Origin of the sequence: Longimicrobium sp. (assembly GCA_036389135.1) — a bacterium.
Taxonomy (GTDB): domain Bacteria; phylum Gemmatimonadota; class Gemmatimonadetes; order Longimicrobiales; family Longimicrobiaceae; genus Longimicrobium.
Window position 1 is genome coordinate 1 of the sequence record DASVQP010000038.1, and the last position, 26,202, is coordinate 26,202.

Below are 26,202 nucleotides of genomic sequence, written 5' to 3' on the forward strand. Positions count from 1 at the left end.
GTGTTGAGCGCGTGCGGATGAGCCCTCCGAGGTCGAATTGCGGCCGTGGTGAGCCCCTGCGCCACGCCGCGAAGCGCCACACCAGCGAAAACCTGGTGGTGCGGCTCAACCCAAACTCTGGTTTGCAGGATTTGGGTTGAAGCCCCCGGCTGGAACGACGGGAAGACGGCTGAAGCCGTCTTGGGTGCCGCGGGCTGCGGTGCATTCCCGAGACACGGGCGCGATAGATCGCGCCCCTACGGGACCTGTGCAACCCGCGATGTTCAGCCCCCTCTCTCGATGACGGAGGGCGCAGCCCTCTCCTGTTATCGGGAGAGGGGGCAGTCGAGTGTAACGAGACGGGGGTGAGGGCGACGCCCCGGTTCTTGCGTTCAAGGCGCACGCGGCGCATCCGCCGCGCTGAACCCCGTCCGGCGAACCGCGCTCCCGTTTTGAGCAAGCCCCGAGATCCACGCGCGGCACCACGCTGCTGCCGATGAGACTGTCGACGCCCGTCCGCCTCCTGGCCACGTACGGCTCCGCCCTCCTGGTGCTGGCGCTGTGCGCGCTCACGTACCAGGCCGTGCAGCGCTCCCGCGAGAGCACCGCCGCGGTCACGCGCACGCACGAAGTCATCATCCGCCTGGAGACCACCCTTTCCGACGTGCGCGACGCCGAAACGGGGCAGCGTGGCTTTCTCCTCACCGGCGAGGAACGCTACCTGGAGCCGTACCGCTCGGGAACGCAGCGCTTCGGCCGTGATTTGGAGCGGCTGCGCGAGCTGACCAGCGAGACACCCTCGCAGCAGCGGCGTATAGAGGCGCTGCGCCGCGTGGGCGCGGAGAAGATGGCGTTCATGGCGGAGCTGGTGCGCGTGCGCGCGGAGCGCGGGATGGAGCCGGCGCTCGCGCTCACGCGCACCGGACGCGGCAAGGTGCTGATGGACCAGGTGCGCGGCATCGTCGCCGACATGCGCGCCGAGGAAGAGCGCATCCTGCACGCGCAACGGGAGGAGGAGAGGCGGCGGCGGGCCATCGTGATGTGGGTGCTCGGCGGGGGCGGTCTCCTGGCGTCGGGGCTGGCGCTCCTCATCAGCGTTCTCTTCGCTCGCCACGCGCGGGCGCAGCAGGTCGCGGCGGGCGAGCTGGAAGGGGTCAACCGCCTCCTCCAGGAGCGCGCGTCGCTGCTGGAGATGCAGAGCGGCCAGCTCCGCCGCCGCGCCGTGGAAGAGGCCGCGCTGTCGGAAGTCGCGCGCAGCCTCACGACGACCTTCGAGGTCGAAGAAGTGCTGCGGCGGATCGCGGTCGGTGCGCTCACCGCCACGCAGGCGCGCGCAGCCTTCGTGGAGCGGGTGGATGACGGCCGCACGTGCGTCAAGCTGGTTGCGGGCGCGGGCGAGGGCTTTCCACCGCTGGGCTCCTCGGTGCCGTACGCCGGCTCCCTGGCGGAGGACGTGCTGGAGCGCGACGAGCCCGAGTGGATCCCGGACGTGACGCAGGAGCCGCGCGCCATCGCCCCGGCCATCGAGGAGTCGTGCGGGCGCTGCGCGGCGCTGGTGGTGCCGCTGATCTCCGAGCAGGACGCGCTGGGCGCCCTCGTGCTCCTTCAGGAGGCGGGGCATCCCCCCTTCCGCCAGGACGAGATCACCCGCGCGCGCACGCTGGCCGATCTGGCCGCCATCGCGCTCCGCCGCGTCATCCTCTACACCGAGTCGGAGCGGCGGCGCGCGGCGCTGGAGGAGAGCGAGGGGCGCTTCCGGCTGCTGGTGGACTCGGTGCAGGACTACGCCATCGTGATGCTGGACCCCGAGGGGCGCGTGGCGAGCTGGAACCAGGGCGCGGAGTGGATCAAGGGCTACACCGCCGCCGAGGTGGTGGGCTCGCCGCTCGCCATCTTTTACCCGGAGGAGGAGGCCGGGCACGCGGCGACGCACCTGCGCATCGCGACGAGCGAGGGGCGCTTCGAGGAGGACGGCTGGCGGGTCAAAAAGGATGGGACGCGCTTCTGGGCGCACGTGGTGATCAACGCCATCCGCGACGAGCGGGGGGAGCTGCTGGGCTTCGTGGACGTGGCGGGCGACCTCACCGACCGGCACCGCGCCGAGCTGGCGCGCGAGACCTACCTGCAGCAGGAGCGCCGCGCCCGCGCCGAGGCGGATGCCGCCAACCGCGCCAAGACCCAGTTCCTGGCCGCGATGAGCCACGAGATCCGCACCCCCATCAACGCCATCCTGGGGTACTCGGACCTGCTGGACATGGAGCTGAAAGGGTCACTGACGCCGGGCCAGCGTGACCAGGTGGAGCGCATCCAGCGGAGCAGCCAGCACCTGCTGGGGCTGGTGAACGACGTTCTGGACCTCTCCAAGGTGGAAGCGGGGGAGATGTCGGTGGAAGCGCGTCCCTCGCCCCTTCGCGCCACCGCGCGCGCCGCGCTGGAGCTGGTGGAGCCACAGGCCGCCGCCAAGCAGATCACCCTCTCCGACGCGTCCGAATGCGGCCGCGAGGTGCGCTTCGTGGGCGACGAGGACCGGGTGAGGCAGATCCTGCTCAACCTCCTCTCCAACGCGATCAAGTTCACGGATGCGGGGGGGAGCGTCACCATCCGCTGCGACGTGGCGCATGCCCCGCCAGAGGAGGTGCGGCTGCACGGCCCCGGTCCCTGGACGCTCATGGAGGTGGCCGACACGGGGATCGGGATCGCGCCGGACCAGCAGGTGCGCGTCTTCGAGCCGTTCACGCAGGTGGACGGCGGCTACACGCGCACGCATGGCGGCACCGGGCTGGGGCTCGCCATCAGCCGCCACCTGGCGCGCCTGATGGGCGGCGACCTCGTCGTCGCCAGTACCCCGGGGGAGGGCTCGCGCTTCACCCTCTGGCTCCCCGCCACCCGCGAGTCGGTCTCCGCCGTCCCCGCGGACGTGCTGCGCTGGCCGGACCGCGCCGGCGAGGTGGCGGGGCTGGGCGAGGTGGGGCGCATCGTGGCCGAGGGCGCGGACGAGCTGGTGCAGTCGCTCGCCGACCGCCTGCGCGACGACCCGCGCATCCCGGGCGCGCGCGACCTGGACCGCGCCCAGCTGGAGGACCACATCTCCACCTTCCTGCTGGACATCGGCAAGTCGCTGGTGACGCTGGACGAGGGCGGCGGCGAGCCCGCGCTGATGCGCGACGGTTCGGACATCCAGCGCCTGATCTCCGAGCGCCACGGCGACCAGCGCCGCCGCCTGGAATGGAGCACCGGCGCCCTGCGCGCCGAGTTCGCCCTGCTCCGCGAGATCGTGGAGGCCCACGTGCGCCGCGAGGCCCCCGCCCGCACCCCCGACAACGTGGACACCGCCCTCTCCATCCTCGGCCGCCTCCTTGACCGCGCCGAGGAGCTCGCGCTGCGGGGGTGGGGGAAGGCGTAGGGCGGGGTTGGCCTGTGGGGCCTGGGGCGAGTGAACTCGCGGCAACAAAAGCACAAAGTCCGCCTGCGCGGACTCCGGGCCTGATATCGTATTTCTCGAGCCGGCTTCAGCCGCCTTCCCGTCGTTCCAGCCGGGGGATTCATCCCCCGGCGATGCGGCCCCGGCGCCCGCCCAGCGGACCGCCACCGCTCACCGGAACCTGCGAAGGCAGGTTTCCCGCGGTTGTTGCAGCGGTTTCAACCGCCGGGCTTACACCGGCCCCCCCTCACCCCCCGCCCTTGTCGTCGTCCGGGTGCCCCAGCGTGTTGGACACGACGCGGATCACCGAGCGCGCACGCTCGACCACGGCGCGGGTGGCGTCCATGAGGGCGGTGCGGGTCTGGGCGTTCTGGGACTCGTCGGTGGTCGGGGGCTCGGCGGGTGCTTCGGAGGGGGTGGCGCCGCCGCGCACCTGGTTGAGGTACTCCTCAGTCTGCCGCGCCTTGACGGGGACGGCGGCGCGCAGCCAGGCGCACAGCGTGTCGTCCTCCGCCTCCGCCCAGCCGTCGGGAACGGGGTGCAGGCGGCGGCGCTCCGTGGGGCTCTCGAAGCCGAGCCACCCCGCCGCGTACACCGAGCGCACGTTGGACGCGGAGCTGGGATACGTGTCCCACGCGCGCCACACGACGCCGGCCGAATCGGTGAACTCTCTGTAGGCCATGGTCGTCCAGGCGGGAGCGCGGGTGAGCGTTCAATATGCACCCGCCGGGCGGGGGGCCGCTAGCGCCCCTCGCCGGCGTCCGTCCGCCTGCGCGGTTCCACGCGCCCGTGCAGGCGGCGCACCGCCTGGCGCGTGCGGCCGATCACGCGGTCCGCCTCCGCGATCGCCGCGACGATCTCGTGGGGAACGGCGTGCCCCTCCACCGCCAGCTCCGCCGCGCGGTCGATCACCCCGCGCACCACTTCGAGCGCCGGGCCGGGGTCCGCGTCGGTCAGGGCGGAGACGTGGCGGCGCAGGACGCGCTCCGCCTCCTCGAAGAGCAGGGCGTACTCCAGCTGCACCCACTCCACGCCGCGCGCGTGGGGAAGCGCGGGGTCGCGCCCGATGCGCTGCGTCCAGGCGGCGAGCACCTCCTCCACCCGCTCCTCCAGCACGCGGCCCACGCTGGCCAGCCCCGGCACCTCGCTGGGCACGGCGGCGGCGGCGGGCGCCTCGGCCACGGGCAGCTCGGCGGCGGGGAGCCAGAGGGTGAAGACGGAGCCCTCGCCCGGCATGCTCCACACGGACACCTCGCCCCCCATGCGCCGCGCGAACGTGCGCGAGATCGCCAGCCCCAGTCCGGTGCCGCCCTGCTGCCGAGTGTGGGTTCCGTCCACCTGCGTGAAGGGGTCGAAGATGCGCGCGAGCTGCTCCCCCGGGATGCCGATCCCCGTATCCGCCACCTCCACGAAGCCCCACGGGCCGGTGCCGGGGAGCGGAGTCCCCGGCGGCGGGGCGGAGGAGGTGCCGGAGCGCACCGTCACGCGCCCGCCCGCGTGCGTGAACTTGACCGCGTTGGAGACGAGGTTGAGGAGCACCTGGCGGATGCGGTCGCCGTCGCCCAGCAGCTCGGCGCCGGCCTGGCACACCTCCGCCGCCAGCCGCACCCCCTTGGCCTCCGCCTGCGGAAGGATCATCGCCACCACCGAGGCGGCCGCCTCCTCCGCGGGCACCCGCTCGCGGGCGAAGCGCATCTCCCCCGCCTCCACCTTGGCGAGATCGAGGATGTCGTTGATCAGCCCCAGCAGGTGCCGGCTGCTGTAGCGCACGCGCTCCAGGTACCCCGCCTGCCCCTCGGTGAGCGGCCCGGCGATGCCGATCTCCAGCAGCTCCGCGTAGCCGATGATGGCGTTGATGGGGGTGCGGATCTCGTGGCTCATCGTCGCCAGGAACTGGCTCTTGGCGACGTTGGCGGCGAGGGCGCGCTCGTACAGCCGCGCCCGCTCCACGGCCAGCGCGGCGCGGCGGGCCAGCTCCTCGGCCATCGCCAGCTCCTCGGTGCCCCACCCTTCCTCCGCCCCGCCCGCCAGCACGATGGCGCCGATGATGCGCCCGTCCACGCGCATCGGCACCACCGCGCCGCGCCCCCACTCCCCCGCCCCGAAGAGCCCCGCCAGCAATTCATCGGTGGGGATGAGCTCGGCCTGGCCCGTGAGGAGGACGCGCGCCACCGGGTGTCCCGCCGGGAGGAGCGACGGCGCCGGGCGACCGAGGAAGCGCACCTCGCCCCGCTCGCGCACGGCGGACTCCACCTGCTCGGGCGCGCCGTCCGGGCTCGCCAGGAAGACGGCGCACCCCGCGGCCAGCCGCGTCGCCCCGATGCGGGCCAGCGCGCGCAGCACCCCCTCCGCGTCGGACGACACGGCGAGCGCGGTCCCGGCGTCGGCGAGCAGCTCCGTGCGGCGGCGAGCGCGCACGCGCTCGGTGACGTCCAGGATGGTGCCGATGAAGCGGGTGGCCTGGCGCGCCTCTCCCTCGCCCTCGAAGAAGGCGCGCCCGCGGGCCAGCGCCCAGCTTACCGCGCCCTCGCCGCCGCGGATGCGGTACTCCACGATGTACTCGCCCGTCCCGGCCGGGTCCAGCGCCCGCTGCACCTCCGCGTCCGTCACCGCGCGGTCTTCGGGGTGGATGGCGGCGAGGAAGGAGCGGTAGTCCACGCGCACGCGGCGTCCCACGCCAAAGATCTCCCTGCACCGCCTGTCCCAGCTCAGCTTGCCAGAGACGGGGTCGAAGTCCCACGTCCCGATGTTCGCGGAATCGAGGGCGAGGTGCAGCCGCTCGCCGAGCGATTCCACCTCGCGCCGGGCCTCGCGTTCGCGCTGGTAGAGCGTGGCGCGGTGGACGGCCTGCGCGCACTGCCGCGCCAGCGCCATCGCCAGATCGACCTCCTCCTCACCCAGCTCGCGCTCGGCGGCGAAGCTGAGCCCCAGCGCGCCCAGCACCTCACCCTCCACCGAAAGGGGAACGGAGAGGATGGCCGGGTACGGGGTCGGCGTATTCGCGAGGGCGGGATAGAGGCGCGCGCGCTCCGCCAGCGAGCGCAGCGCGACCGGCTCCCCGGTGCGCGCGGCGTCCGCCAGCGGCACGCGCACGGCCACCGGAAAGCTGCGCCACCCCTCCATCATGTGCTCCGGATAGCCGCGGTGCTCCACGAGCTCCAGCCGCTCGCCTTCCGCGTCCAGCAGCACCACCACGCCGGCCGCGGCGCCCAGCAGCGCGATCCCCTGCTCCATCACGACGCGCGTCACCTCGGCGGGGGTCAGCGCCTCGGACAGGGCGGCGGTCACCCACTGCAGGCCGCGGGTGCGCTCCGCGGCGCGCTCGGCGGCGGCGCGCGCATCCTGCATCTCCGCGAAGGCACGCTCGCGCGCGGTTACGTCCAGCACCAGCGAGAGCTGCGCGACCAGCTCGCCGGCCGCATCCACCACGGCGGTGTTGTACCACTCGCAGTGCAGGATGCGCCCGTCGCTCGTGACGTTGCGGTTGATGGAAAGCGTCTGGCGCGCCGTCCCGCGCACCATCTCCAGGGTGCGCTCGCGGACGGCCGCGCGGTCGTCGGGGTGAACGAAGGGCCAGTCGGCAGAGCGCTTCCCCAGCACCTCGTCCGCGCGCCACCCGAAGAGCGCCTCGGCCTCGGCGGGCCAGCGCGTCACCCGCCCGTCGGCGTCCCACTCCACCGACACGAGCGGCGAGTGCCCCGCGGACGGGGGTGCGGTGGAGGGAATACCTGGATCCATGCGGTGGGGCTTGGAGCGGGGATGCTGGGGAAGGTGCGCGCGGAAGGGGACGGGCCACGTAAAGGCCACGTTCCGCGGCGGCGCGGCGCCGATGGCTCGGGCCGCCGTGCCGATGCGAGGGGAGGATCGGCGCGCCGAATGTTTGGAAGCTACACCCTTCGCCCCTGGCGTGCCACTCCCCCGCTTTGCCGCGTCGCGCCGAGCGCCTCTCTGAACAGCCTTCCCAGCGCGGCGGTCTGGGTGTCCGAAAGGGTCCAGTTCTCGCGCCGCGGCGTGCCCGGAGCCCTGCGCGGCTCCTCTTTGTCCACGCTGGCCCACCCGGCCGCGATCGCTTCGGCAACCGTGCGCCCCCGCGGCTCGCCGCTGCGGAAGAGGAGCATCTCACCCCCGGCGCTGCGCCGCGCCGCCACCCCCTCCGCCAGCACCAGCGCCGCCATCCGCTCGTTCATCCGCCACCTTCCTTTCCCGCGCTCCCGTGCAACGCCGCTCCCTCGTCGGCCCGTGATCCACGCGAGCAAGAGCCGTTCCCCCGCGCAAGGTTTGCATCAGGTTTCTGAGAAGAGCAGACGAAAGAGCCACAGAGAGGTGGTTTTCCCTGTGGCTTGCGGTTCCTTCCGGGTCGGGTGTGTCATACCATTCCTGTCTCACGCAGAGGCGCAGAGACGCAGGGAGGGAACAACAGAGAAAAGCATCACACAGGGGCCACTGAAAGAACTGAAAGCCACAGGGAAAACCTTTTGCGGTTCTCTCCGTGGCTCTGTGTCTCTGTGTAAGCCATGCAGTTGCAGCGAGCGTATCTCAGCGCGCGCCGCGGGTAAACTGGGCCAGGAGGCGCTGCAGCACGCTCTGGTTCTCGGCCACGATCTCGGCCCGCGCCCCCATCTCCTGGTGCAGCGGCAGCCTCGTCCCCTGGTTGGTGATCAACCCGCGCGGCAGATCCACCCTGACCAGGTACTCGGGGCGCCCCTCCGATTGGGCGGCCGGCTCGTTGGCGACCAGGGAGAGCCCACGCACCACCCCCTCCACCGTTCCGAACTCCTGGTACGGGTAGGCAAAGAACCGAAAGATCACGCGCTGCCCCGGGCGCACCCGCCCGATCCCATGGTCCGAGACCCGCACCAGCGCAACCGGACGTCCCGTGTGGGGGACCACCGCGATCACCGGATCGCCCGGGGCCACGTACTGCCCCTCGGCCAGGCGGCGGAAGAAGCTCACGCGTCCCGCAACCGGGGCCCGCAGCAGATACCGCGTCTCCCACTGGGCGAGCGCCTCCTGAAGCGCCGCCAGCGCCTTCTCGGCGTCCTGGCGGAGCTTCCGGCCTACGTCGATGCGCGACTGGCTGGCCTCCAGAAGTGAGCGCTCCAGTTCCGCGACCCGCATCTGTTGTGACAGGACCTCGTTGCGGCCGCTTTCCAACGCCTGCAGCTTGGCGAGATACGCGGTCTCCGCCTTCTCTCCCTCCGCGGGCGATAGGAGTTGCCGGGCCACCATCTCGCGGCTGCGCATCCGCTCTCGCCCGGCCAGAGCCGTATCGGTCTCCAGCAGGCCGATGCGGGCGACGGCTGAGGTGTAGAGCGCCCGCTGCCGCTCGATCTGGGTTTGCAGCGAGGCGGCGCGCCCGGGACCGAGGGGGTCGCGCGCATGGGCGGCCAGCTCGGCGCGCGCGGCCTCGTAGGCCGCCAGCGGCAGCATGATGTCGCCCAGGGCGCCGAGGCCCGTTCCCGTGCCGCCCAATGCGGGGAACTCACCCTGCGCGGACGCCTTCAGCGCCCCGCGCATCGCCAGCACGCTGCGGTAGTCGGCCGGGTTGCGCAGCACGGCCAGCACGTCACCGGCACGGGCCGCCTGGCCGTCGCGGGCCAGCAGGCTCTGGATTTCGCCGCCCGCGGGCGCCGCGAGCCGCACCGGCGCCTCCGGGGTGGTCACCGTGGCCGCTCCCCCGATCACCACCGGGTAGCGCACCACCGCGGCGATCGACAGCAGGACCACGGTGACCGCCGCGATGGCCGTGATCCCCCACCGGACGAGTGCCCCGGGCACGATGGAGACGATCTCCTGCAGCTCCCCCTCCGGGAGCTCCGGCATCCCCCGCGATGCGCCGGGATCGGCGGCGGGCGCGGGACGCTCCGGGGGTGAAGCGGGGGGCGGATCGCCGCCGTTGGCGTGGGGCTGGGCCGTGCTCTCCTCGCCGACGGCAACCAGGTAGGGCTTCACCGGGCGCACGAAGACCCGCCTGCCGTTCGGCAGCGTTACGAAGTGGCCTTCCTGCGGCGGGGGCTCCGCGCCGGGGGCGGGCGCCGGGCCGGTGGGGTCGCTCACGTGCCCAGCTCCAGCTGGTTCTTCACCAGCGTATAGTAGCGCCCGCGCAGCGCCGTCAGGTCGTCGTGCGTCCCGCGCTCCACCACCCGTCCCTGCTCCAGCACCACGATCTGGTCGGCGTCGCGGACGGTGGAGAGCCGGTGCGCGATCACCAGAACCGTGCGCCCCCGGAAGAAGCTGCGCAGGTTGTCCATGATGACCCGCTCGTTGTTGGCGTCCAGCGCGCTGGTGGCTTCGTCGAAGAAGAGGAACGCGGGGTCCTTGTACACGGCCCGGGCGATCAGCAGCCGCTGCTTCTGCCCCTCGCTCATCCCCACCCCCTCGCGCCCGATCCGCGTGTTGTAGCCGATGGGGAGACGCTCCACGTACTCGTGGATGTTCGCCACCCGGGCCGCATCCACCAGCCGGCGCAGGTCGACCGTCTCTGCGCCGAAGGCCACGTTGCCCGCAATGGTATCGGAGAAGATCTGCCCGTCCTGCAGCACCACGCCGCAACTCCCCCGCCAGACGCGGTTCGCCACCAGCCCCAGGCGGATTCCCCCCAGCGAGATCTCCCCCGCAGTGGGTTCGTAGAACTTCAGCAGCAGCTTCAGCAGTGTGGACTTTCCGCTCCCGCTCGGCCCCACGATGGCCGTGACCGTTCCCGCGGGGATGGTCAGGTCGATCCCCTCCAGCACCGGGGTGGCCCCGGGGCCACCGTAGCTGAAGGTGACGCCGCGCAGCTCCAGGTCGCGGCGCTCCGGGAGGAGGTGGATCGTGGACTCGACCTGCTCCTCGTCTGGCTTCTCGTGGATCTCCGCCAGGCGCTCCAGGCTGATCTTGGCGTCCTGCACCGAGTGGACGAAGGCCACCAGCTGGGCGATGGGGCCGTTCATCTGCCCGATGATGTACTGGATGGCCAGCAGCATCCCCAGCGTCATCGTGCCGTCGATCACCTGCTTGGCGGCCAGGACGGTCACCAGCACGTTCTTGACCTCGTTGATGAGCATCGCGCCGCCGTCCTGCGCCTGGTCCAGCGAGAGCGACTGCAGCTGCACCCGGAAGAGCCGCGCCTGGATGCGCTCCCACCCCCAGCGCTTCACCTGCTCCGCGTTGGCCACCTTGATCTCCGGCATCCCGGTGATGATCTCGGCGACGGCGTTGTAGCTCTTGGCCTGCTCGGAAAAGCGCCGGTGGTCCAGGTCGCGCCGCCTGGAGAGGAAGAGGAAGATGTACCCCACGTACAGGGCGCTTCCGAGCACGAACACCCCAAAGATCGCCAGGCTGTACCAGGCCAGCACCGCGCTGAACACCACCAGGCTCATCGTGGAGAAGGTCACGTTGAGCGTGGTGGTGGTGACGAACTGCTGGATGCGCTGGTTGTCGCTGATCCGCTGCGTGATGTCGCCGATCTGGCGCTGGTCGAAGAAGGAGACCGGGAGCCGGAGGAGCTTGAGCAGGAAGTCCGCGGTGATGGAGATGAAGACCCGCGTGCCGACGTAGACCAGGAGCCGGTTGCGCAGGAACTCCACCACCGTGCGGCTGAAGATGAGCATCAGCTGCGCGGCCAGCACCACGTTGACGAAGTTGAGATCCTGCCGCCCTATGCCGTGGTCGACGAGCGCCTGCGAGAGGAAGGGGAAGAGGAGCTGCAGCATGCTCACCAGCAGCATCCCCAGCACCACCTGCACGAAGTAGCTCCGGTAGCCGCTGGCGTAGCGCAGCAGGAACCCGAGGCTGCGGTGGTCCTCCTCGCCATCGTCCTGCTGCGAATAGAGCGTGGCGGTGGGCTCCAGCAGCAGGACGATCCCCAGCTGCTTTCCGTTGGACGGGATGGAGGCCCAGCGCTGCACGAACTCCTCGGCCGGGTAGCTGGTCAGCCCCCGCGACGGGTCGGCCACGTACACGCGCCCCTTCGCGATGCGGTGCACCACCACGAAGTGGTTCTGGTTCCAGTGCACGATGCAGGGGAGGGGCGCCTTCTCGGCGAGCGACTCGAAGTCCGTCTTCGCCGACACGGTGCGGAAGCCGATGGACTCGGCCACGTAGCTCACGTTCAGCAGCGACACGCCCTGCCGGTCCTGGAACATGCGGTCGCGGAGCGTCTGCAGCCCCACCGTCTTCCCGTAGTGGCGAGCCACCATCCGCACGCAGCTGGGGCCGCAGTCGAAGGCGTCGTGCTGCTTGTAGAAAGGGAACTTGGCCCGCAGCCGGGGTCGCGTGGGAGTGCTCGTGGACATGGACGTCAGCCCGCGGCGGCAGCCATCGCGGGGGCCGCGGTCAGCTGGCCGGGAGCGGGCTCGGCCTTCCAGGTAGCCGTGTACGGGTCGTAGGCGCACCGGGACGGCTTCGAATACCGGTCGTCCGGATTGCGCACGAAGGCGCGGCAGTCGGTGCAGATGTGGCGGAACTCGCAGTCCCTGCACACCTCGATCTGGTCCTTGTTGATCTCCCACACCTCGCGGAAGTCGGCCCGCGCCACCGCGCTGTGCAGCGAGGTGTCGCGCGCGTTGCCGTAGCTTCCCGGCATCGAGGGGCAGTTGCGGATCTCGCCGTGCTCGTCCACCGATACCTTGCGGTTCAGGCAGCTGTTGTGGCGTTGCGACTCGGTGAAGAGGGGGAGAGAGACCACGAAGTACGCCGGGTGCACCTGCCCGCAGTGCGCGGACGAGTCTAGCCGCTCGGTGTGGTACGCGATGGTCGCCGTGATGAAGGGAGCCGGGCCCAGCCGCCGCTCGGGAGCGGAGTGGCAGAACAGCGAGAGCACCCGCGGGTGCCGGGCTATGAGGCCCCCCAGGCCTTCGTCATCGGTCTCGTGGGTGAAGGGAAGGAGCAGCTCGATGGAGCGGAAGCCGCTGGTGTCGGTCTCCGCCAGAATCTCGTCCATCCGCGCCAGCGCCACCGGCGCGAAGAAGCGCAGCTGCACCGTCCGGCACCCCAGGTCGTCCAGCTGCCGGAAGATCTCGCCGTAGTCGTGGTCGCTCTCAGGCCCCGTGTCGATGATGGCGTTGGACACGCTGCCCGGGTAGTCCCAGGCCAGCTCCATCTCCGGGAAGCGGTCGGGCTCGTCGCACCACCAGCCCAGCTCCTGGCCCGTGAGCGCGGCGAAGTACTCGTCGAGCACGCCGCGCGCTTCCGGGGAGTAGCCGGCGTACACCTCGTCGCGCTCATGGTCGCGGTGGCGTTCAAGCGTGTCGAGCAGGCTCAGGGGCACGGGGTAGTAGCGGCGGCGCTGAAGATCGCAGATCAGTCCCCGGCGCGCCCCGCGCACGGCGATGCAGTTTGCGTACAGTCGGAATGGCATGGACGGCGGCCTTTCGTTTTCCGTGTGCGCGGCGAACCTACCCGCGGGGCTGGAAGCAGCGCGAGATCGGCTTCACGGGCGGCGTGCAGTAGGATCCGGTGCTGCGATGGGTTTCGCTGGGTACCCACACCCACGTCAGGATCCGCGGGTGGTCGTGGGTGAGCCAGTAGATGACCGGCGTCTGCTCGTCCACCTGCATCCGCGGCGGAAGGCAGGTGGCCAGGGGCTCAAGCTTGCTCATGACGGCACTCCGCGCGGAGGAATCGGGCGACGTGGCGCTCGAGGTAATAGTTGCAGGGGATGGACACCATCCCGAACTGCCCCACCGGGTTGATCTCGAGAAAGACGTACTCCCCTTCGGGCGTCCGGATCAGGTCCACCGACCCCGTCCGCAGCTTCACCGCCTCCATCGTCCGGAGCAACTGTTGCTCGACCTCGGCCGGAAGCTGGTAGGGGACGCTGCGGCTCGTCCCGCTGCCGTAGTCTCCCCGGAAGTCGACGCTGGTCTGCTCGCTGCGCTGGGAGAACATCGCCATCGACCAGCAACGCCCGTCCAGTACGAAGACGCGCAGCTCGTACGCCTTCTCCACCCGCTCCTGAAAGAGCGAGGGGAAGAACCGCGGCGGGAGCCGGTCCACCAGCTCCTCTTCCACGGCCGAGGTGAACATCACGAAGTTGCTGTCCGGAACGTCGACGGACATGCAGTTGCCGATCGGCTTGGTGACAACGCGCCCGTGCTCGCCCAGGAAGCTCCGCAGGTGGTCGCGGTCGTTGGTGACGAGCGTGGCGGGAATGCGAAGCCCCTGCGCTGCCGCAAGCTGCAGCACCGAGAGCTTGTTCCTCCCCGTCCTCCCGGGCGTGGACAGCCCCCGCTCCCCCGCGAAGGTCTCGACCACCACCTGCCGGAGCTCGCGCAGCTCGCTGGTCAGGAAGTCGAAGACTTGGCGCCCCATCGAAGCCTCTTCAACCGTCTCGTGGCCCTCCAGCAGATACTGAAGATTTGAGCGGCTGTGCCAGCGCCGGAACCAGCCGAACGGGAGCCGCACCAGGTCGATCGGCTCGCCGTCCATCCACACCCGGAAGGAATCGGGAGTACTGCCGCCAAGGCGGAGGGCGAAGGGAAGGGTGCCGTTGAAGTCGTCGCCGTTCAGGCGGACGGCGCGCACCCCTTCGTGCCTTAGCCAGTCGAGTACCTGCTCAGTGGTCGACTCGCCAGCGCCCTGGCTCAGCACCAACAGCTCGGGCGAGCCCGGCGGCTGCGCGCCCCCGGGAAGTGGAGTCCAGCTCGGCATGCGCATGCTTCGGTGTTGGGATGCGGAGGCTGGCGCGGTGCGGAGTCTCCGCGCCTTTCTGCTCGCCGTTTACCTGAAACTCCCGCTCCGTGTGAATCGGCTCACCCGGACTGTCTGGGGCCGCTCCCGGCGGCATTCAGTTCAGTCGGAGGTTACAGCCAGCTTCACTGCGGTGCTTCAGCTCCAGGAGTCGTCGACAGTCTTGTCGGGGGTGGTCGTGCCGCCCGACGTGGTGTTGACGTCCGACCCGGAGAAGGTCGATCCGCCGCCCACGGCGTCGTACTCTTCGGCCATGCCGCCGAGGATCTCGCGTGCTTCGTCGGTGCTCACCATCGCGAAGGACTGGTCCAGGCGCTCGAGTTGATTGGTCATGATTCTCTCCAGTAGTGTAGGATGTGGTGTAGTTTGCCGGGAGCGGCCCAATGTCACGGGGGAGGACGGTTTCGGTCGTCCCCCGGGTTATTCTCATCGCATCTCGCTGGAGGATCGCCCGGTCGGGCGATGCAGCTTCCAAGTGATACAGGGTTGTGGGACCCATCACCTCTTCGGCTCCAGCTCTCAAGAGACTACCGTCCCCATTCTGCCACCGTGCGGTAGCGAACGGGATGGATCGACCCGCGCTGGAGGGCAAACATCCGGCATCCGCGCTCTTCGGCCCCGGTGCCTCGTCCCGGTCCCAGATGGGCCGGAGCGCCGGGCGAGCTGCGAGTGTCTCTCACACGATATCCGTCACTTGTTTCCTATGATTAAACCGCGGTTCATAATTCGTCAAGTGTCATGTACGTTGTCTCAAAACGCGCGGTGAATTGTACATAGGGAATGGGTGCAGGATCAGACGGGATGACGGGTTGAGATTGGCCGAATCGGGGCTCGCGGTCCGCTGGCTCTCCCCCCGCCATTCCCCTCCGATCACGCGGACGACGAGTGCGCGCGCCCCTCGTCAACTCCATTCATCGCCGATATACCTGTCCGACTCCGTTCCGCCGCCGGGTACCGTCGTCGTCCCATAGACATAGGTGTAGCCGCCCTGGGATTCACCCGATTCTTCAGCGGTCCCCCCGAGCACTTCCTGTGCTTCGTGGGAGCGGATCGGGATGAGACGCTGACCGAGGCCTTCCAGTTCAATCGACATGGTCTCTACTCCTTGCGGTGAGTCGTGAAGGGGGCCGGCATGCGGCCCGGGATACACCAGGCGGATTGTTCCTGATGTAATATACTTTGGCGTATACTATGTCTTGCAAACGAAAAGCTCCTTGCACAAACGGATGCAGCACTCAAGCGAACTCACGTTCCAGGCCTCGATCTTCCCAACGGACAGCAGGTGTTCACCTCGATACTCCTGGCCGCGGGACGAAGTGGAAGACATCAGGAGCAGGCTTGAGGCCTGCCGGAGAAACCCGGGAGGAGGATGCAAGCAGCCTTCGACGCACTCTCTTTAGCCGTCAGCAAATATATTACAGCGAGGTGCAGAGCTGGTCAAGCATCTCGCCCGTCGTGCGAATGGAGGGCAGCGAGCGCTTCACCCCCGGGCGGGAAGAAGGGGGCGGCGGATGGGTGGGTCGCGGGGGGCAGGAGCCGCGAGCGCGGGGGTCAGTCGCTCGCGGCCGGAGGCGTGACGGGGGGCGACGGCGTGAGGGCGCCGACTCCGTAGTGGCCGCTGATCGGGCCGCCCGGCTCGGCGTCCAGGCTCACCGACCAGGCCGCGGCGCCCGGCTGGGGTCCGAGCGGGTGCGGGCCGCACACGATCTTGTTCTCGTCGTCTTCCGCGGGCCGGCACGTCCAGGCGCTGCCGCCGTCGTACGACATCCTGAGGCTCACGAGGCGCCGGCCGGCGAGGTCGCGGGCCAGGTAGTAGCCCATGGGGACGAAGGTGCTGTCGAACGAGGTGCCAACCGTGAGGCGGGTGTGCACGTTGCCGGCTACGGCCACCAGCAGGTCGCCCGGACGCTCGCGGGCGGCCGCGGCCACGATGTCGGCCATGGCACGATCGCGCGCCCCGGGCTCGGGAAGGTCCGGCGCGAACGCCAGGATGCGAACGGCCGATCCGGCGGCGCGCAGGGCGCGGGCGCGCTCGATGAGCCGCAGCATGGCCTCGCTCGTCCGCCCGTCCAGGAGCGACGGCCGCCAGAAGGGTCCCGCCAGGAGGTCCGCCCGGTCTTCCGCCCCCCCGCCGGAGGCCAGGTAGCGGTCGATGCGCGCCTGCTCGGCGGGCTGGATCTCCAGCCCCAGCGCCACGGGGATGCCCTCTCGCGCTGCAGCGCAGAGCACGTCGGCGACGAACGCCGGCGACTGCTCCGTGCCGTGCAACTCGCCGAGCAGCACGACCGCGCCGCCCGGCCGCAGCAGCTCGGCGAGGCCGCTCACGGGGCGGCACGGACTCCGCTGCGCGGACGGGGGCGGGCCCGGCGGCGGACTACACCGCATGGCCGCCCCTGACAGGATCGCGCCGCCCAGCGCGGCGGCCCACCTCGCGAGTTTGAATCGGCACGCCTGCATCGGTGGCTCTCAGGATCACGTCCGTGTGCACCGGTCCCGCTCCGGGACGCCTGCATAGGGGAAGCCGGCGGTGAAGATCGTCGGCAACAGCGGGATGGTCCCCGCTCACCGCCTCGGCTTCAACCCCGGTTCTTGGGCGCAGCGAGCAGGTTCCAGGCCACCAATCCGTGCACGCCAGGACGCGGGAGGAGCGCTGGACGCTCAGGAGGCCAGGCTCGTGAAGTCCTCCTCGGACAGCTCGATCCCCGCCCCGGCGACGTTCTCCTCCAGGTGCTTGACTCTGGAGGTGCCGGGGATGGGGAGCATGACGGGCGTGCGCCGCAGGAGCCAGGCGAGGGCGGCCTGCGCCGGGCGCGCACCGTGCCGCGCCGCGATTTCGGCCAGCGGGCCGCCGTCCTCCGCCAGCTTGCCCACGGCCAGCGGGTACCAGGGGATGAAGCCGATCCCCTCGCGGTCGCAGTGGTCCACGACCGATTCCCACTCGCGGTCGCCCAGGTTGTAGCGGTTCTGCACCGACGCGACCGGGAAGTGGCGCCGCGCCGCCTCGATCTCCTCCACCGTCGTCTCGGAAAGGCCGATGTGCCGGATCTTCCCCTCGCGCTGGAGTTCGACGAGGGCGCCGAACTGCTCGTCGGCGGGGACGTCGGGGTCGATGCGGTGGAGCTGGTACAGGTCGATGCGCTCCAGGCCGAGGCGGCGCAGGCTCCCCTTCACCCCCTCGCGGAGCCGCTCCGGGCGCCCGTTCGTCTCCCACTGGTCCGGGCCGGGGCGGTCGAACCCGCCCTTGGTGGCGATCACGAGGCCGTCGGGGTACGGGTGCAGCGCCTCGCGGATCAGCTCCTCGCTCACGTGCGGGCCGTACGCCTCGGCGGTGTCGATCAGGTTCACCCCCAGCTCCACCGCGCGCCGCAGCACCGCGATGGCCTCCGCGCGGTCGGCGGGCGGACCCCAGATCCCCGTCCCCGTGATGCGCATGGCGCCGAAGCCCAGCCGGTTGACCGGAAGGTCGCCGCCCAGCATGAAGGTGCCGCTCCGGGCGGCGTCGATCGGTTGCGATGACAAAGAGTTACCTCGATTGCAAACGGCAGTAGCGGAACTTCGCGAACGCGGGCGCCCCTTGCACGCTCGGTGCCGTGAGGCGCCCAGGCACACGCCCCGGGGGCGCCGCACGCGTGAGCCCCGCCGCGTCCCGGCGTGGCCCATCACTTGCTTAAGCGCTGAAACACTTCTTGCCGGAGCCCTCGGAGTGGCGCCGGCGGCCAACGGGGAAAGCAGAGCGAGGAAAGATGGCAAACGTGCGGCTGGCGATCGTCTATTACAGCACCTACGGCACCAACCACCGGATGGCCGAGATCGCCGCGGAAGCGGCGCAGGCCGAGGGGGCGGAAGTACGGCTCCTCAAGGTGCGCGAGACGGCGCCCGAGGGCGTCGTCAACGGGCAGGACGCGTGGAAGGCGCAGGCGGAGCGCACCGCGCACGTACCCGAGGCCACCCTGGAAGACATGGACTGGGCTAACGCCATCCTCTTCAGCGCCCCCACCCGCTTCGGCGTGTCGGCGAGCCAGATGCGCGCCTTCATCGACCAGCTGGGGCCGCTGTGGGGCCGCGGCGGGCTGGCCAACAAGGCGGTGAGCGCCATGACCAGCGCCCAGAACAACAACGGCGGGCAGGAGACGACGCTGATCGGGATGTACACCACCTTCATGCACTGGGGCGCCATCCTGGTGCCGCCCGGCTACACCGACCCGGCGATCTTCGCCAGCGGCGGCAACCCGTACGGCGCCAGCGTCACCCAGTCGGGCACCGTGGGCCCCGAGGACGAGGCCACCATCCGCCACCAGGCGCGGCGCCTGGTGCAGGTCGCGGCCAAGCTGGCCGCCTGACGGTACGGGCGCGGCGGCCACCCGGCCGCCGCGCCACCTTGACACTCCCGGCGTCGCTTGACATTTTAGTTCTGAAAATTCAACCGGGGATGCCGATGCCGCCACGCGACGCACAAGCCGAGTCCCTCCGCCTCTGGGTCGTCTTCGCCCGGGCGCACGCGGCGGTCGCGGCGCGCGCGCAGGCGGACGTGGCGCGGCACGGGCTGACCGTGGCGGAGTTCGGGGTGCTGGAGGCGCTGCACCACAAGGGCCCGCTGCTGCTGAGCGAGCTCAAGGAGAAGATCCTCGTCTCCAACGCCGGCGTCACCTACCTGGTGGACCGGCTGGAGGCGCGGGGCCTGGTGGAGCGCCGCCGCTGCGACCGCGACCGGCGCGCCTACTACGCGCACCTCACGGACGACGGCACCGCCTTCGTGAAGCGCATCTTCCCGGAGCACGCCGCCGCCATCGAGGAAGCCTTCTCCGTCCTCGACCCCGCCGAGCGCGCCACGGCGACCGAGTTGCTGCGCCGCGTTGGCCTGCACGCCGCGAGCGATGCGTGATCCCGCTCCCGGACGGGTGCACTAGACACATTTAGTTAAGCGGTGTAAGTTCTTTAACTGTACTACATGGGTCGTGGATCGCAGGCGGGGTTCATGCAGGCGCCGTCCGGAGATCACCGCCCGATGTGGGCACACCACGAGAGGATCGCATGGAGCTGACTGGCATCCACCACCTGACGGCGGTCTCGGCGGACATCCGCGGGAACCACCTCTTCTATACGCGCACGCTGGGGATGCGGCTGGTGAAGCGCTCCGTGAACCAGGACGACGTGAGCGCGTACCACCTCTTCTACGCGGACGCGGTGGGGAGCCCGGGGAGCGACCTCACCTTCTTCGACTGGCCGGTGCAACGCGAGCGGCGCGGCACGCGTTCCATCACGCGCACGCACCTGCGCGTGGCGGGTGCGGAGTCGATGCAGTGGTGGGCCGCCTACCTGCGCGAAAAGGGCGTCACATCAGGCGACCTGGTGGAGCGGGACGGGCGGCTGACGCTGGACCTGGAAGACCCCGAGGGGCAGCGCCTCTCGCTGGTCGACGACGGCGGCGCCGGCGAGGCGCACCCGTGGGAGCGGAGCCCCGTGCCCGCCGAGCACCAGATCCGCGGGCTGGGGCCGATCGTGCTGAGCGTGCCCTCTCTGGCGCCTACGGACGCGCTGCTGCGGAACGCGCTCGGCATGCGCCCCGTGCGCACCTATCCGCACCCGGAGAGCGCAAAGCATACCGTGCACGTGTACGAGATGGGCCCCGGAGGAGCGGGCGCGGAGCTCCACGTGGCGGAGCAGCCGGATCTGCCGGTGGCGCGCGGGGGCGCGGGGGGCGTGCACCACGTCGCCTTCCGCATTCCGGACGCGGACTACGAGGCGTGGGCGCGACACCTCACCGCGCTGCGCATCCCCAACAGCGGCGAGGTGGACCGCTTCTGGTTCCAGAGCCTGTACTTCCGCGAGCCGAACGGTATCCTGTTCGAGATCGCCACGGACGGCCCGGGATTCGGGGTGGACGAGGACGCTGCGACGCTCGGCGAAAAGGTGGTGCTGCCGCCGTTCCTGGAGCCACGGCGCGCCGCCATCGTCGCCAACCTCAAGCCCATCGACTGAGCGCGAAGGAACGGCGGGCCTCACACAGAGCCACAGAGAATACGGGCAAGAACAGAAAAGGGGTTCTCCGCGGCTTGTCGTTCCTCTCCGTGTTCTCTGTGTGACGCCTTTTACCGCGCGGAACTGAATGCGCATCCTGGTTGTGGAGGACGAGGCGCGGCTGGCGAGCGCGGTGGAGAGGTACCTGCGCGAGAACGCGTTCGCCGTGGACGTGGCGCACGCGGGAAAGGATGCGCTCTTTCTGGCCAACGTGAACCCGTACGACGCCATCGTGCTCGACATCGGCATCCCGGAGCCGGACGGGTTCGAGGTGCTGCGCAGGCTGCGCGAGCGGGGAAACGCGGCGCGCGTGCTGATCCTGACCGCGCGCGACTCCGTGGACGACCGCATCAACGGGCTGGAGCTGGGCGCCGACGACTACCTGGTGAAGCCGTTCGCGCTCGGCGAGCTGCGGGCACGGCTGCGCGCCCTCCTGCGCCGCGGCGAGACGCTGGCGCCGGCCGTCCTGCGCGTGGCGGACCTGGAGCTGGACACCAACGCGCAGACCGCCACCCGCGGTGGAATCCACGTCATCCTCACCACCAAGGAGTACTCGCTGCTGGAGTACCTCGCGCGCAACACGGGGCGCGTGGTGGCGCGCGCGGAGATCTCGGACAAGGTGTGGGACGAGCGGTACGACCCCGCCTCCAACTCCATCGAGGTCTACATCAACCGGCTGCGGCGCAAGATCGACGCGGGCTCGGAGCACCCGCTGATCCACACGCGGCGCGGCGCCGGCTACGTGCTCACCGACGCCGGGGGCGACGATGCGGCTGTCGATTGACTCGATCCGCGTCCGCCTGTCGCTCTGGTACGCGGCGCTGCTGGCCGTGGCGCTCGCGTCGATGGCGGGGGCCACCTACTCGCTCCTCGACCGGATGGCGACGCGGCGTGCCGCCCGGTCGCAGATGGAAACCGCCGCGACGCTGCTCGCCACCGGCGGACGGCGGGGGGAGCAGCTGGAAGACGTCGTGAGGCAGTTCCGCGCGCCGGACCGGCGCATCCTCCTCTTCGGCCCGCGCGGCGAGCTGCGGGCGTTCTCCGTCGCGCCGCGCTTCGGGCCGCGGGTGGCGGAGGAGGTGTTCGCGCCCATCTCGGCCGGCACCATCCTCGTGGCCGTGCGGGCGGCGCCGCGGCGTGGCGCGCTGGTGCGGCTGCGCGCGGTCGACCCGCCGGTGCGCGTCACCGGGATGCGGGTGCGGCGCGGCCGCGGGACGATGCTGGCGGTGGTCGGCTCCACCCGCGCCGAGAGGATGCTGCGCGAGGAGGCGCGCGCGGCGCTGGTGCTGGCGGTGCTGGTGACGCTCGCCATCGCGGTCATCCCCGGGTCGCTGCTGGTGCGGCGGAGCCTGGCGCCCATCGGCGACATGACGCGGCGCGCGGCCCGCATCGGCGCGGCGCGGCTGGGCGACCGGCTCGCCGTGGGCAACCCGCGCGACGAGCTGGGGTCGCTCGCGCTGGTCTTCAACGAGCTGCTGGACCGGCTGCAGGGCGCCTTCGAACAGCAGCGCCGCCTGATGGCCGAGGCCGCGCACGAGCTGCGCACCCCGGTGGCCGTGGTGCGCGCGGAGACGGAGCTGGCCCTTTCCGGCGAGCGCACGGCCGATGAATACCGCGAGGCGCTCTCCATCGTCGGCGGCGAGGCGGAGCGGCTGGGGCGGATCGTGGACGATCTCCTCACCTACTCGCGCGCGGAGGCCGGCGAGTATCCGCTGCGGATGGCGCGAATCGACCTGGGCGAGCTGGCGGCCGATGCCACGCGATCCCTGCGCTCGCTCGCCGCGATGAAGGGGGTGGAGCTCGCCGCCGGGAGCACGGAGGAGCTGCCGATGGAGGGCGACGCCGACCTGCTGCGGCGCCTCGTCATCAACCTGGTGGAGAACGCCGTGAAGCACGGCACCGCCGGGGAGCGCGTCGGGGTGGAAGCCGTGCGCGAGGAAGGCGAGTACCGGCTGCGCGTGTGTGACAGCGGCCCGGGCATTCCGCCCGAGGTGCAGGCGAAGATCTTTGAGCCGTTCTTCCGCGGGAGCGGGGCACGCGCGGAGGGTGGCGCGGCCGGCGCGGGACTCGGGCTCCCCATCGCGCGCTGGATCGCGGTGGCGCACGGCGGGCGGCTGGAGCTGGCCGAGTCCGGGCCCGGTGGCAGCGTCTTCCAGGCGTCGTTCCCCGCCCCGCCGGCCGAGCCGCCGCCGTCCTAATCTTTCGCTCATCTCGTTGTTAATCCTGCGTTTAGCATCGCCCCGCTACCTTCAATGCGTAGGCGGGGCGTGACCTTTTGGTCCGGCGCCCCTGGCAGGCGGGAACGGCCCGGACGGGTCCCCCGCATCCCAGACACCGAGAGCGAGGAACCATGCGTCGTAATCAAGTGTTTGTATTCGCACTGGCGCTGGCCGCGGCGACCGCCGCGCAGGACGTGGCCGCGCAGCAGGGGCACGAGCAGCACGCCGGCGAGGCGCGCCGCCAGCCGGGCCAGGGCCGCCATCAGCGCCTCTTCGAGGGCGTCCAGCTCACCGCCGTCCAGCAGCAGCAGATCCACGCAATCTTTCAGGAGGGCCGTCCGGCTCGCGCGGCTCGTCCGCAGGGCGCCGAGGGCCGGCAGGGCGCGGAGGGGCGCAAGCGCGGCGAGCGTCCGCGGCTGACGGCGGAGCAGCGCGCGCAGCTCCAGCAGCGCCGCGAGCAGCAGCTCGCCCGCATCCGCGCGGTGCTGACGGCGGAGCAGCGCGCCCAGTTCGACCGTAACGTGGCGCAGCAGGAAGCGCGGCGCGGCGAGCAGGCGGGCCGCCGCGCTGGACGGCGGGGCGGCGGCCGCCAGTCCTGACCTGATCGGTGGGTGAGCCGTCCGGGCTCACCCATCCGAACGCCGGAGGGCGGCCCCGCGGCCGTCCTTTGGCACGACGAGGAGGATCTCACGATGCAGATACGTCTTGGCTCGATTCCCCGGCAGTGGCGCCAGGCCGCCGCCGTGCTGATGGCGAGCGCCACCCCCGCGGCCGTCGCGCTCGCGTGGGGAGAGACGCACCCGCACGTGTTGGCGCCGGCGGTGATCGCCGCGGCGCACGCCGTCCCGGTGCCCACGGTGCGCGCCGACGACCTCCTCCCCAAGCTCGCCCGCCGGCCGCTGGAGGGCGCGATGGCCGCCGTTCAGGCGGAGGTGAGGCGCGGCGCGTTCCCCGGCGCGGCGCTGGCGCTGGGGCGCGGCAGCCGCGCCGAGCTGGTGAAGGGCGTGGGCGCCACCACCGGCGCCGGCGAAGGGGTGGACGCCGAGCGCACCGTCTACGACCTGGCCTCGCTCACCAAGGTGGTCGCCACCACGACGGCGGCGATGCTGCTGTACGAGGACGGCCGCCTGGAGCTGGACGCGCCCGTCTCGCGCTACCTCCCGGAGTTCTCGGGTGGCGGCAAGGATGCGGTCACGGTGCGCCACCTGCTGGCCCACACCGCCGGCCTCCCCGCGGGCGCCACTCCGCGAGGCGCCACACCCGATGCGCGTCTGGCCTCGCTGATCCGCACGCCGCTGGAGCGGTCGCCCGGCGCAAAGGTGGAGTACTCGGACGTGGGCTTCGTGGTGCTCTTTGCGGCGCTGGAGCGCGCGGCGGGCGAGCCCGTCCCCGCCCTGCTGGAGCGGCGGGTGTGGGAGCCGCTGGGGATGGCGTCCACGGGCTACGCGCCGGGCGCGGACTGCGTGCGCTGCGCCCCCACCTACCGGAGCTCCGCGGGCAAGCCGGTCGCCGGGGTGGTGCACGATCCCATTGCCCGCTCGCTGGACGGCGTGGCGGGGAACGCGGGCCTCTTCAGCACCGCCGGCGACCTGTCGCGCTACGCGGCGATGCTGGCCAGCGGCGGCGAGCTGGATGGTGTGCACGTGCTGGACGCGGCGACCGTCGACACCTTTGCGGTGCGCCAGGAAGGGACGCGCGCGCTGGGTTGGGAGACGCCGTCCGCCAACGGCACCGGGCCGGTGGGGCGCTCCATGAGCGACCGCGCGTTCGGGCACACCGGCTTCACGGGCACTTCGCTCTGGGTTGATCCGGAGCACAAGACGTGGGCGGTGCTGCTGACCAACCGCGTGTACAACACGGAGGCGCCCAACCGCATCCAGAAGCTGCGCCGCAAGGTGCACGCGCTGGTGACGGAGGCGGCGGAGTAGGAGCGGGCCCCCTCCCCCGCTCGTCACCTCGCGGCCCCTCTCCCAATTACTACCTGGGGGAGGGGCGTTTGGCGTGCGTTGGTGCGGGGCGGCGGGGGACGTTGGTTGGGCGGGCACGGGCAGCCACGTGGGGCGGCCCCTACCGGATCGGTGCGCCTCGCGATTATCGAGGAAGAGCGAGGGCGGGCGCGATGCAGCCCGGAATGTGCATGGCGGGTGGGCTTCGCCGCACGAACCGGGTCCACGGGAGGGGGAGCTTGACCGCAACATCGTCTTTCACGGAAGCACTGCGGACGGTTCTGGAGGTGCTGCGCGAAGGGGCGCCGACGCACGCGCGCCTCAATGGCGCCGCCTTTCGCATCGACCAGCTCGGTCGGCAGCTGCACGGGCTGGGGCTGGCGCGCGACCGCGAAGTCGCGCACGCGCTCAACGCCGCCGTCCGCCTGCTGGGCGAATCGCACGAGCTCGCCGAGGATGCGCGCGCGGGCGCCGTCTCGGAGGCCGTACGCCACCTGCGGGCGGCGCTCGCGCATGCGGAGGAGGGTGGGGCGTCGGAGTCCTGAACAGCCTCACACAGAGAACACGGAGCGAACTGAAAAGCCACAGAGAAAACCTCTCTGTGGCTCTGTGTCTCTGTGCGAGATTGCTGTTTAGGGAGCTGGACGCGCGTCGGGGCGTGCGAGAATGGCGCCGAGAATCGTGCCGATGGCGGTAAGGAGCAGCGCGCCGATTCCCATCTGAAGCTCGGCGGAGAGCAGGTCGACGAGGACGTTGCCGATGGCGGCTGAAAGAGAGGCGAACCCCAGCAGCCGGAGCGCACGGGAGCGCGAAAGGGCGCGGCGGGAGCGCACGTGCTCGAGGATGCCCGTGCCCGCGAGGTCGATCGCGATGCGGAGCCAGAACTTTGCGCGTGCCGTCGCCGATGCATCGCCGAGAGCGTCCCTGGCGTCGCGGATGCACTGGAGCATGTCCTCACCGAAGCGCTGGCGGAACTCGCGGGGGAAGGCGGCCGTGAGGATGCGGACCAGCGCGGGCAGCGCGTTCGGGGGTCCGTTCATGCGCCCGCCGGGCCAATGAGTTTCTTGCTGCGCGCGGTACGGACCATCGACACCATCCGCTGGGCTTCGGCGCGCGCCACCGACCTTCCCAGCGCCGTCAGCCGGTAGTAGCGGCGGCGCGGGTCCTCCAGAGCGCGGTCGCCCACCTCCTCCACCAGCCCGTCCGCCACCAGGCGCTTCAGCGAGCCGTAGAGGGTCCCCGGACCGATCCGCAGCTCGCCCCCGGTGGATTGCGTGATCTCCTGCATGATCCCGTAGCCGTGCCGCTCCTCCTGCACCAGCGTCAGGAGGATGTGAAAGGTGGCCGGCGTGAGCGGCAGGAACTGCTCCGGTGCTGGATGGGCGGGCGGCATGGATGCGGCGTCGAGGGACGGGCGAGTATATCGGCTGCTGATGTATAGCCGACCGTGAGGCCGTGGGCAAGTGTGGCACTTGACCGGGGAAGAATCCCGCTATATACATCAGCACACGATATATCACGTGACGATGTATCGTGCGCTGATACTCTCACCCCTGGTGACTCATGCCCGCTCTCGTTTTCAGCCTGGTGGCCGCCGCGCTCCTGATCTTTGGAGGCGTGCAGGAGCTGTACATCCGTGGCATCCAGGGCGGCGAGGTGCAGCCGTTCTGGGTCGGTGTCTTCGGCGCGGCGAGCACGGCGCTGCTGCTGCTGGCGGTCGTGGCGCGCTGGCGGCGTGGCGCGGCGGCGAACGCCCTCGTGCGCACCGCGGCGCTCCTGGTGATCGTCGTGCACCTCTACGGCACCGTCAACGCGGACCGGAACGTCGGGCCCTTTGCGGCGCTCGTCGCGTTCGCGTGGAGCTTCGGAATGCTGCTGCTGCTGGTGCGCGCAGGGGCCGCTCCCGCCGCGACGCGCGAGCCCGGCTGACCGCCGCGGCAGCCGGGCT

General features: G+C 71.0%; 24 protein-coding genes. 10 read left to right on the forward strand and 14 right to left on the reverse strand.

Features of this window, described 5'->3' with window-relative positions; translation table 11 throughout:
* Positions 1 to 475 precede the first annotated feature (475 nt).
* The gene (locus VF584_08810) at positions 476 to 3,382 is read left to right on the forward strand and encodes a CHASE3 domain-containing protein (protein HEX8210276.1); all 2,907 of its coding nucleotides are present in this window, start codon (positions 476 to 478) and stop codon (positions 3,380 to 3,382) included.
* A gap of 265 nt (positions 3,383 to 3,647) precedes the next feature.
* Here VF584_08810 and VF584_08815 read toward each other — a convergent pair whose 3' ends face one another.
* The 12 genes from VF584_08815 to VF584_08870 all read right to left on the reverse strand — a co-directional run bounded on the left by VF584_08815 (position 3,648) and on the right by VF584_08870 (position 17,590).
* Entirely contained in the window at positions 3,648 to 4,082 is a 435-nt protein-coding gene (locus VF584_08815) for a hypothetical protein (protein ID HEX8210277.1), read from the reverse strand.
* A 59-nt stretch (positions 4,083 to 4,141) separates the two neighbouring features.
* Positions 4,142 to 7,138: an ATP-binding protein gene (locus tag VF584_08820; protein ID HEX8210278.1), complete on the reverse strand. Its 2,997-nt coding sequence runs from the start codon at positions 7,136 to 7,138 to the stop codon at positions 4,142 to 4,144.
* 149 nt (positions 7,139 to 7,287) lie between these two features.
* Positions 7,288 to 7,587: a hypothetical protein gene (locus VF584_08825; protein HEX8210279.1), complete on the reverse strand. Its 300-nt coding sequence runs from the start codon at positions 7,585 to 7,587 to the stop codon at positions 7,288 to 7,290.
* Positions 7,588 to 7,936: 349 nt separating this feature from the next.
* Positions 7,937 to 9,457, reverse strand: a complete 1,521-nt coding sequence (locus VF584_08830) for an HlyD family efflux transporter periplasmic adaptor subunit (GenBank protein ID HEX8210280.1) — start codon at positions 9,455 to 9,457, stop codon at positions 7,937 to 7,939.
* Complete coding sequence (locus VF584_08835) at positions 9,454 to 11,676, reverse strand: peptidase domain-containing ABC transporter (protein HEX8210281.1); 2,223 nt, start codon at positions 11,674 to 11,676, stop codon at positions 9,454 to 9,456. The genes VF584_08830 and VF584_08835 overlap by 4 nt, the downstream gene beginning before the upstream one ends.
* A gap of 5 nt (positions 11,677 to 11,681) precedes the next feature.
* A complete protein-coding gene (gene gwsS / locus VF584_08840; protein HEX8210282.1) occupies positions 11,682 to 12,740 on the reverse strand; it encodes a grasp-with-spasm system SPASM domain peptide maturase in 1,059 nt (352 codons plus the stop codon).
* A gap of 37 nt (positions 12,741 to 12,777) precedes the next feature.
* Positions 12,778 to 12,981 carry a hypothetical protein gene (locus VF584_08845; protein HEX8210283.1) on the reverse strand — a complete coding sequence of 68 codons (204 nt, stop codon included), beginning with the start codon at positions 12,979 to 12,981 and terminating at the stop codon, positions 12,778 to 12,780.
* The gene (gene gwsG, locus VF584_08850; protein ID HEX8210284.1) at positions 12,968 to 14,032 is read right to left on the reverse strand and encodes a grasp-with-spasm system ATP-grasp peptide maturase; all 1,065 of its coding nucleotides are present in this window, start codon (positions 14,030 to 14,032) and stop codon (positions 12,968 to 12,970) included. The genes VF584_08845 and gwsG overlap by 14 nt, the downstream gene beginning before the upstream one ends.
* A gap of 177 nt (positions 14,033 to 14,209) precedes the next feature.
* Positions 14,210 to 14,404 carry a hypothetical protein gene (locus VF584_08855; protein HEX8210285.1) on the reverse strand — a complete coding sequence of 65 codons (195 nt, stop codon included), beginning with the start codon at positions 14,402 to 14,404 and terminating at the stop codon, positions 14,210 to 14,212.
* 568 nt (positions 14,405 to 14,972) lie between these two features.
* Positions 14,973 to 15,164, reverse strand: coding sequence for a hypothetical protein (locus VF584_08860; protein HEX8210286.1), 192 nt, complete (start codon positions 15,162 to 15,164; stop codon positions 14,973 to 14,975).
* A 458-nt stretch (positions 15,165 to 15,622) separates the two neighbouring features.
* Positions 15,623 to 16,396: a hypothetical protein gene (locus VF584_08865; GenBank protein HEX8210287.1), complete on the reverse strand. Its 774-nt coding sequence runs from the start codon at positions 16,394 to 16,396 to the stop codon at positions 15,623 to 15,625.
* A 333-nt stretch (positions 16,397 to 16,729) separates the two neighbouring features.
* Positions 16,730 to 17,590, reverse strand: coding sequence for an aldo/keto reductase (locus VF584_08870; GenBank protein ID HEX8210288.1), 861 nt, complete (start codon positions 17,588 to 17,590; stop codon positions 16,730 to 16,732).
* Between the two features lie 224 nt (positions 17,591 to 17,814).
* Between VF584_08870 and wrbA the strand changes: the two genes are divergently transcribed.
* The 8 genes from wrbA to VF584_08910 all read left to right on the forward strand — a co-directional run bounded on the left by wrbA (position 17,815) and on the right by VF584_08910 (position 24,799).
* A complete protein-coding gene (gene wrbA / locus VF584_08875; protein ID HEX8210289.1) occupies positions 17,815 to 18,411 on the forward strand; it encodes an NAD(P)H:quinone oxidoreductase in 597 nt (198 codons plus the stop codon).
* 95 nt (positions 18,412 to 18,506) lie between these two features.
* Complete coding sequence (locus VF584_08880) at positions 18,507 to 18,953, forward strand: MarR family transcriptional regulator (GenBank protein HEX8210290.1); 447 nt, start codon at positions 18,507 to 18,509, stop codon at positions 18,951 to 18,953.
* 149 nt (positions 18,954 to 19,102) lie between these two features.
* Entirely contained in the window at positions 19,103 to 20,050 is a 948-nt protein-coding gene (locus VF584_08885) for a ring-cleaving dioxygenase (protein HEX8210291.1), read from the forward strand.
* Positions 20,051 to 20,177: 127 nt separating this feature from the next.
* Complete coding sequence (locus tag VF584_08890) at positions 20,178 to 20,873, forward strand: response regulator transcription factor (protein ID HEX8210292.1); 696 nt, start codon at positions 20,178 to 20,180, stop codon at positions 20,871 to 20,873.
* Complete coding sequence (locus VF584_08895) at positions 20,857 to 22,287, forward strand: ATP-binding protein (GenBank protein HEX8210293.1); 1,431 nt, start codon at positions 20,857 to 20,859, stop codon at positions 22,285 to 22,287. The genes VF584_08890 and VF584_08895 overlap by 17 nt, the downstream gene beginning before the upstream one ends.
* A 152-nt stretch (positions 22,288 to 22,439) precedes the next feature.
* The gene (locus VF584_08900) at positions 22,440 to 22,907 is read left to right on the forward strand and encodes a Spy/CpxP family protein refolding chaperone (protein HEX8210294.1); all 468 of its coding nucleotides are present in this window, start codon (positions 22,440 to 22,442) and stop codon (positions 22,905 to 22,907) included.
* A 93-nt stretch (positions 22,908 to 23,000) separates the two neighbouring features.
* Entirely contained in the window at positions 23,001 to 24,236 is a 1,236-nt protein-coding gene (locus VF584_08905) for a serine hydrolase domain-containing protein (protein ID HEX8210295.1), read from the forward strand.
* A 257-nt stretch (positions 24,237 to 24,493) separates the two neighbouring features.
* Complete coding sequence (locus VF584_08910) at positions 24,494 to 24,799, forward strand: hypothetical protein (protein ID HEX8210296.1); 306 nt, start codon at positions 24,494 to 24,496, stop codon at positions 24,797 to 24,799.
* 87 nt (positions 24,800 to 24,886) lie between these two features.
* Here VF584_08910 and VF584_08915 read toward each other — a convergent pair whose 3' ends face one another.
* Together VF584_08915 and VF584_08920 are read right to left on the reverse strand one after the other, a co-directional pair.
* Positions 24,887 to 25,294 (reverse strand): hypothetical protein, encoded by a 408-nt coding sequence (locus tag VF584_08915; GenBank protein HEX8210297.1) that lies wholly within the window; start codon positions 25,292 to 25,294, stop codon positions 24,887 to 24,889.
* A complete protein-coding gene (locus VF584_08920) occupies positions 25,291 to 25,647 on the reverse strand; it encodes a PadR family transcriptional regulator (GenBank protein ID HEX8210298.1) in 357 nt (118 codons plus the stop codon). The genes VF584_08915 and VF584_08920 overlap by 4 nt, the downstream gene beginning before the upstream one ends.
* 170 nt (positions 25,648 to 25,817) lie before the next feature.
* On the opposite strand from VF584_08920, the gene VF584_08925 reads away from it, so the two are divergent.
* A complete protein-coding gene (locus tag VF584_08925; protein HEX8210299.1) occupies positions 25,818 to 26,183 on the forward strand; it encodes a hypothetical protein in 366 nt (121 codons plus the stop codon).
* Positions 26,184 to 26,202 lie beyond the last annotated feature (19 nt).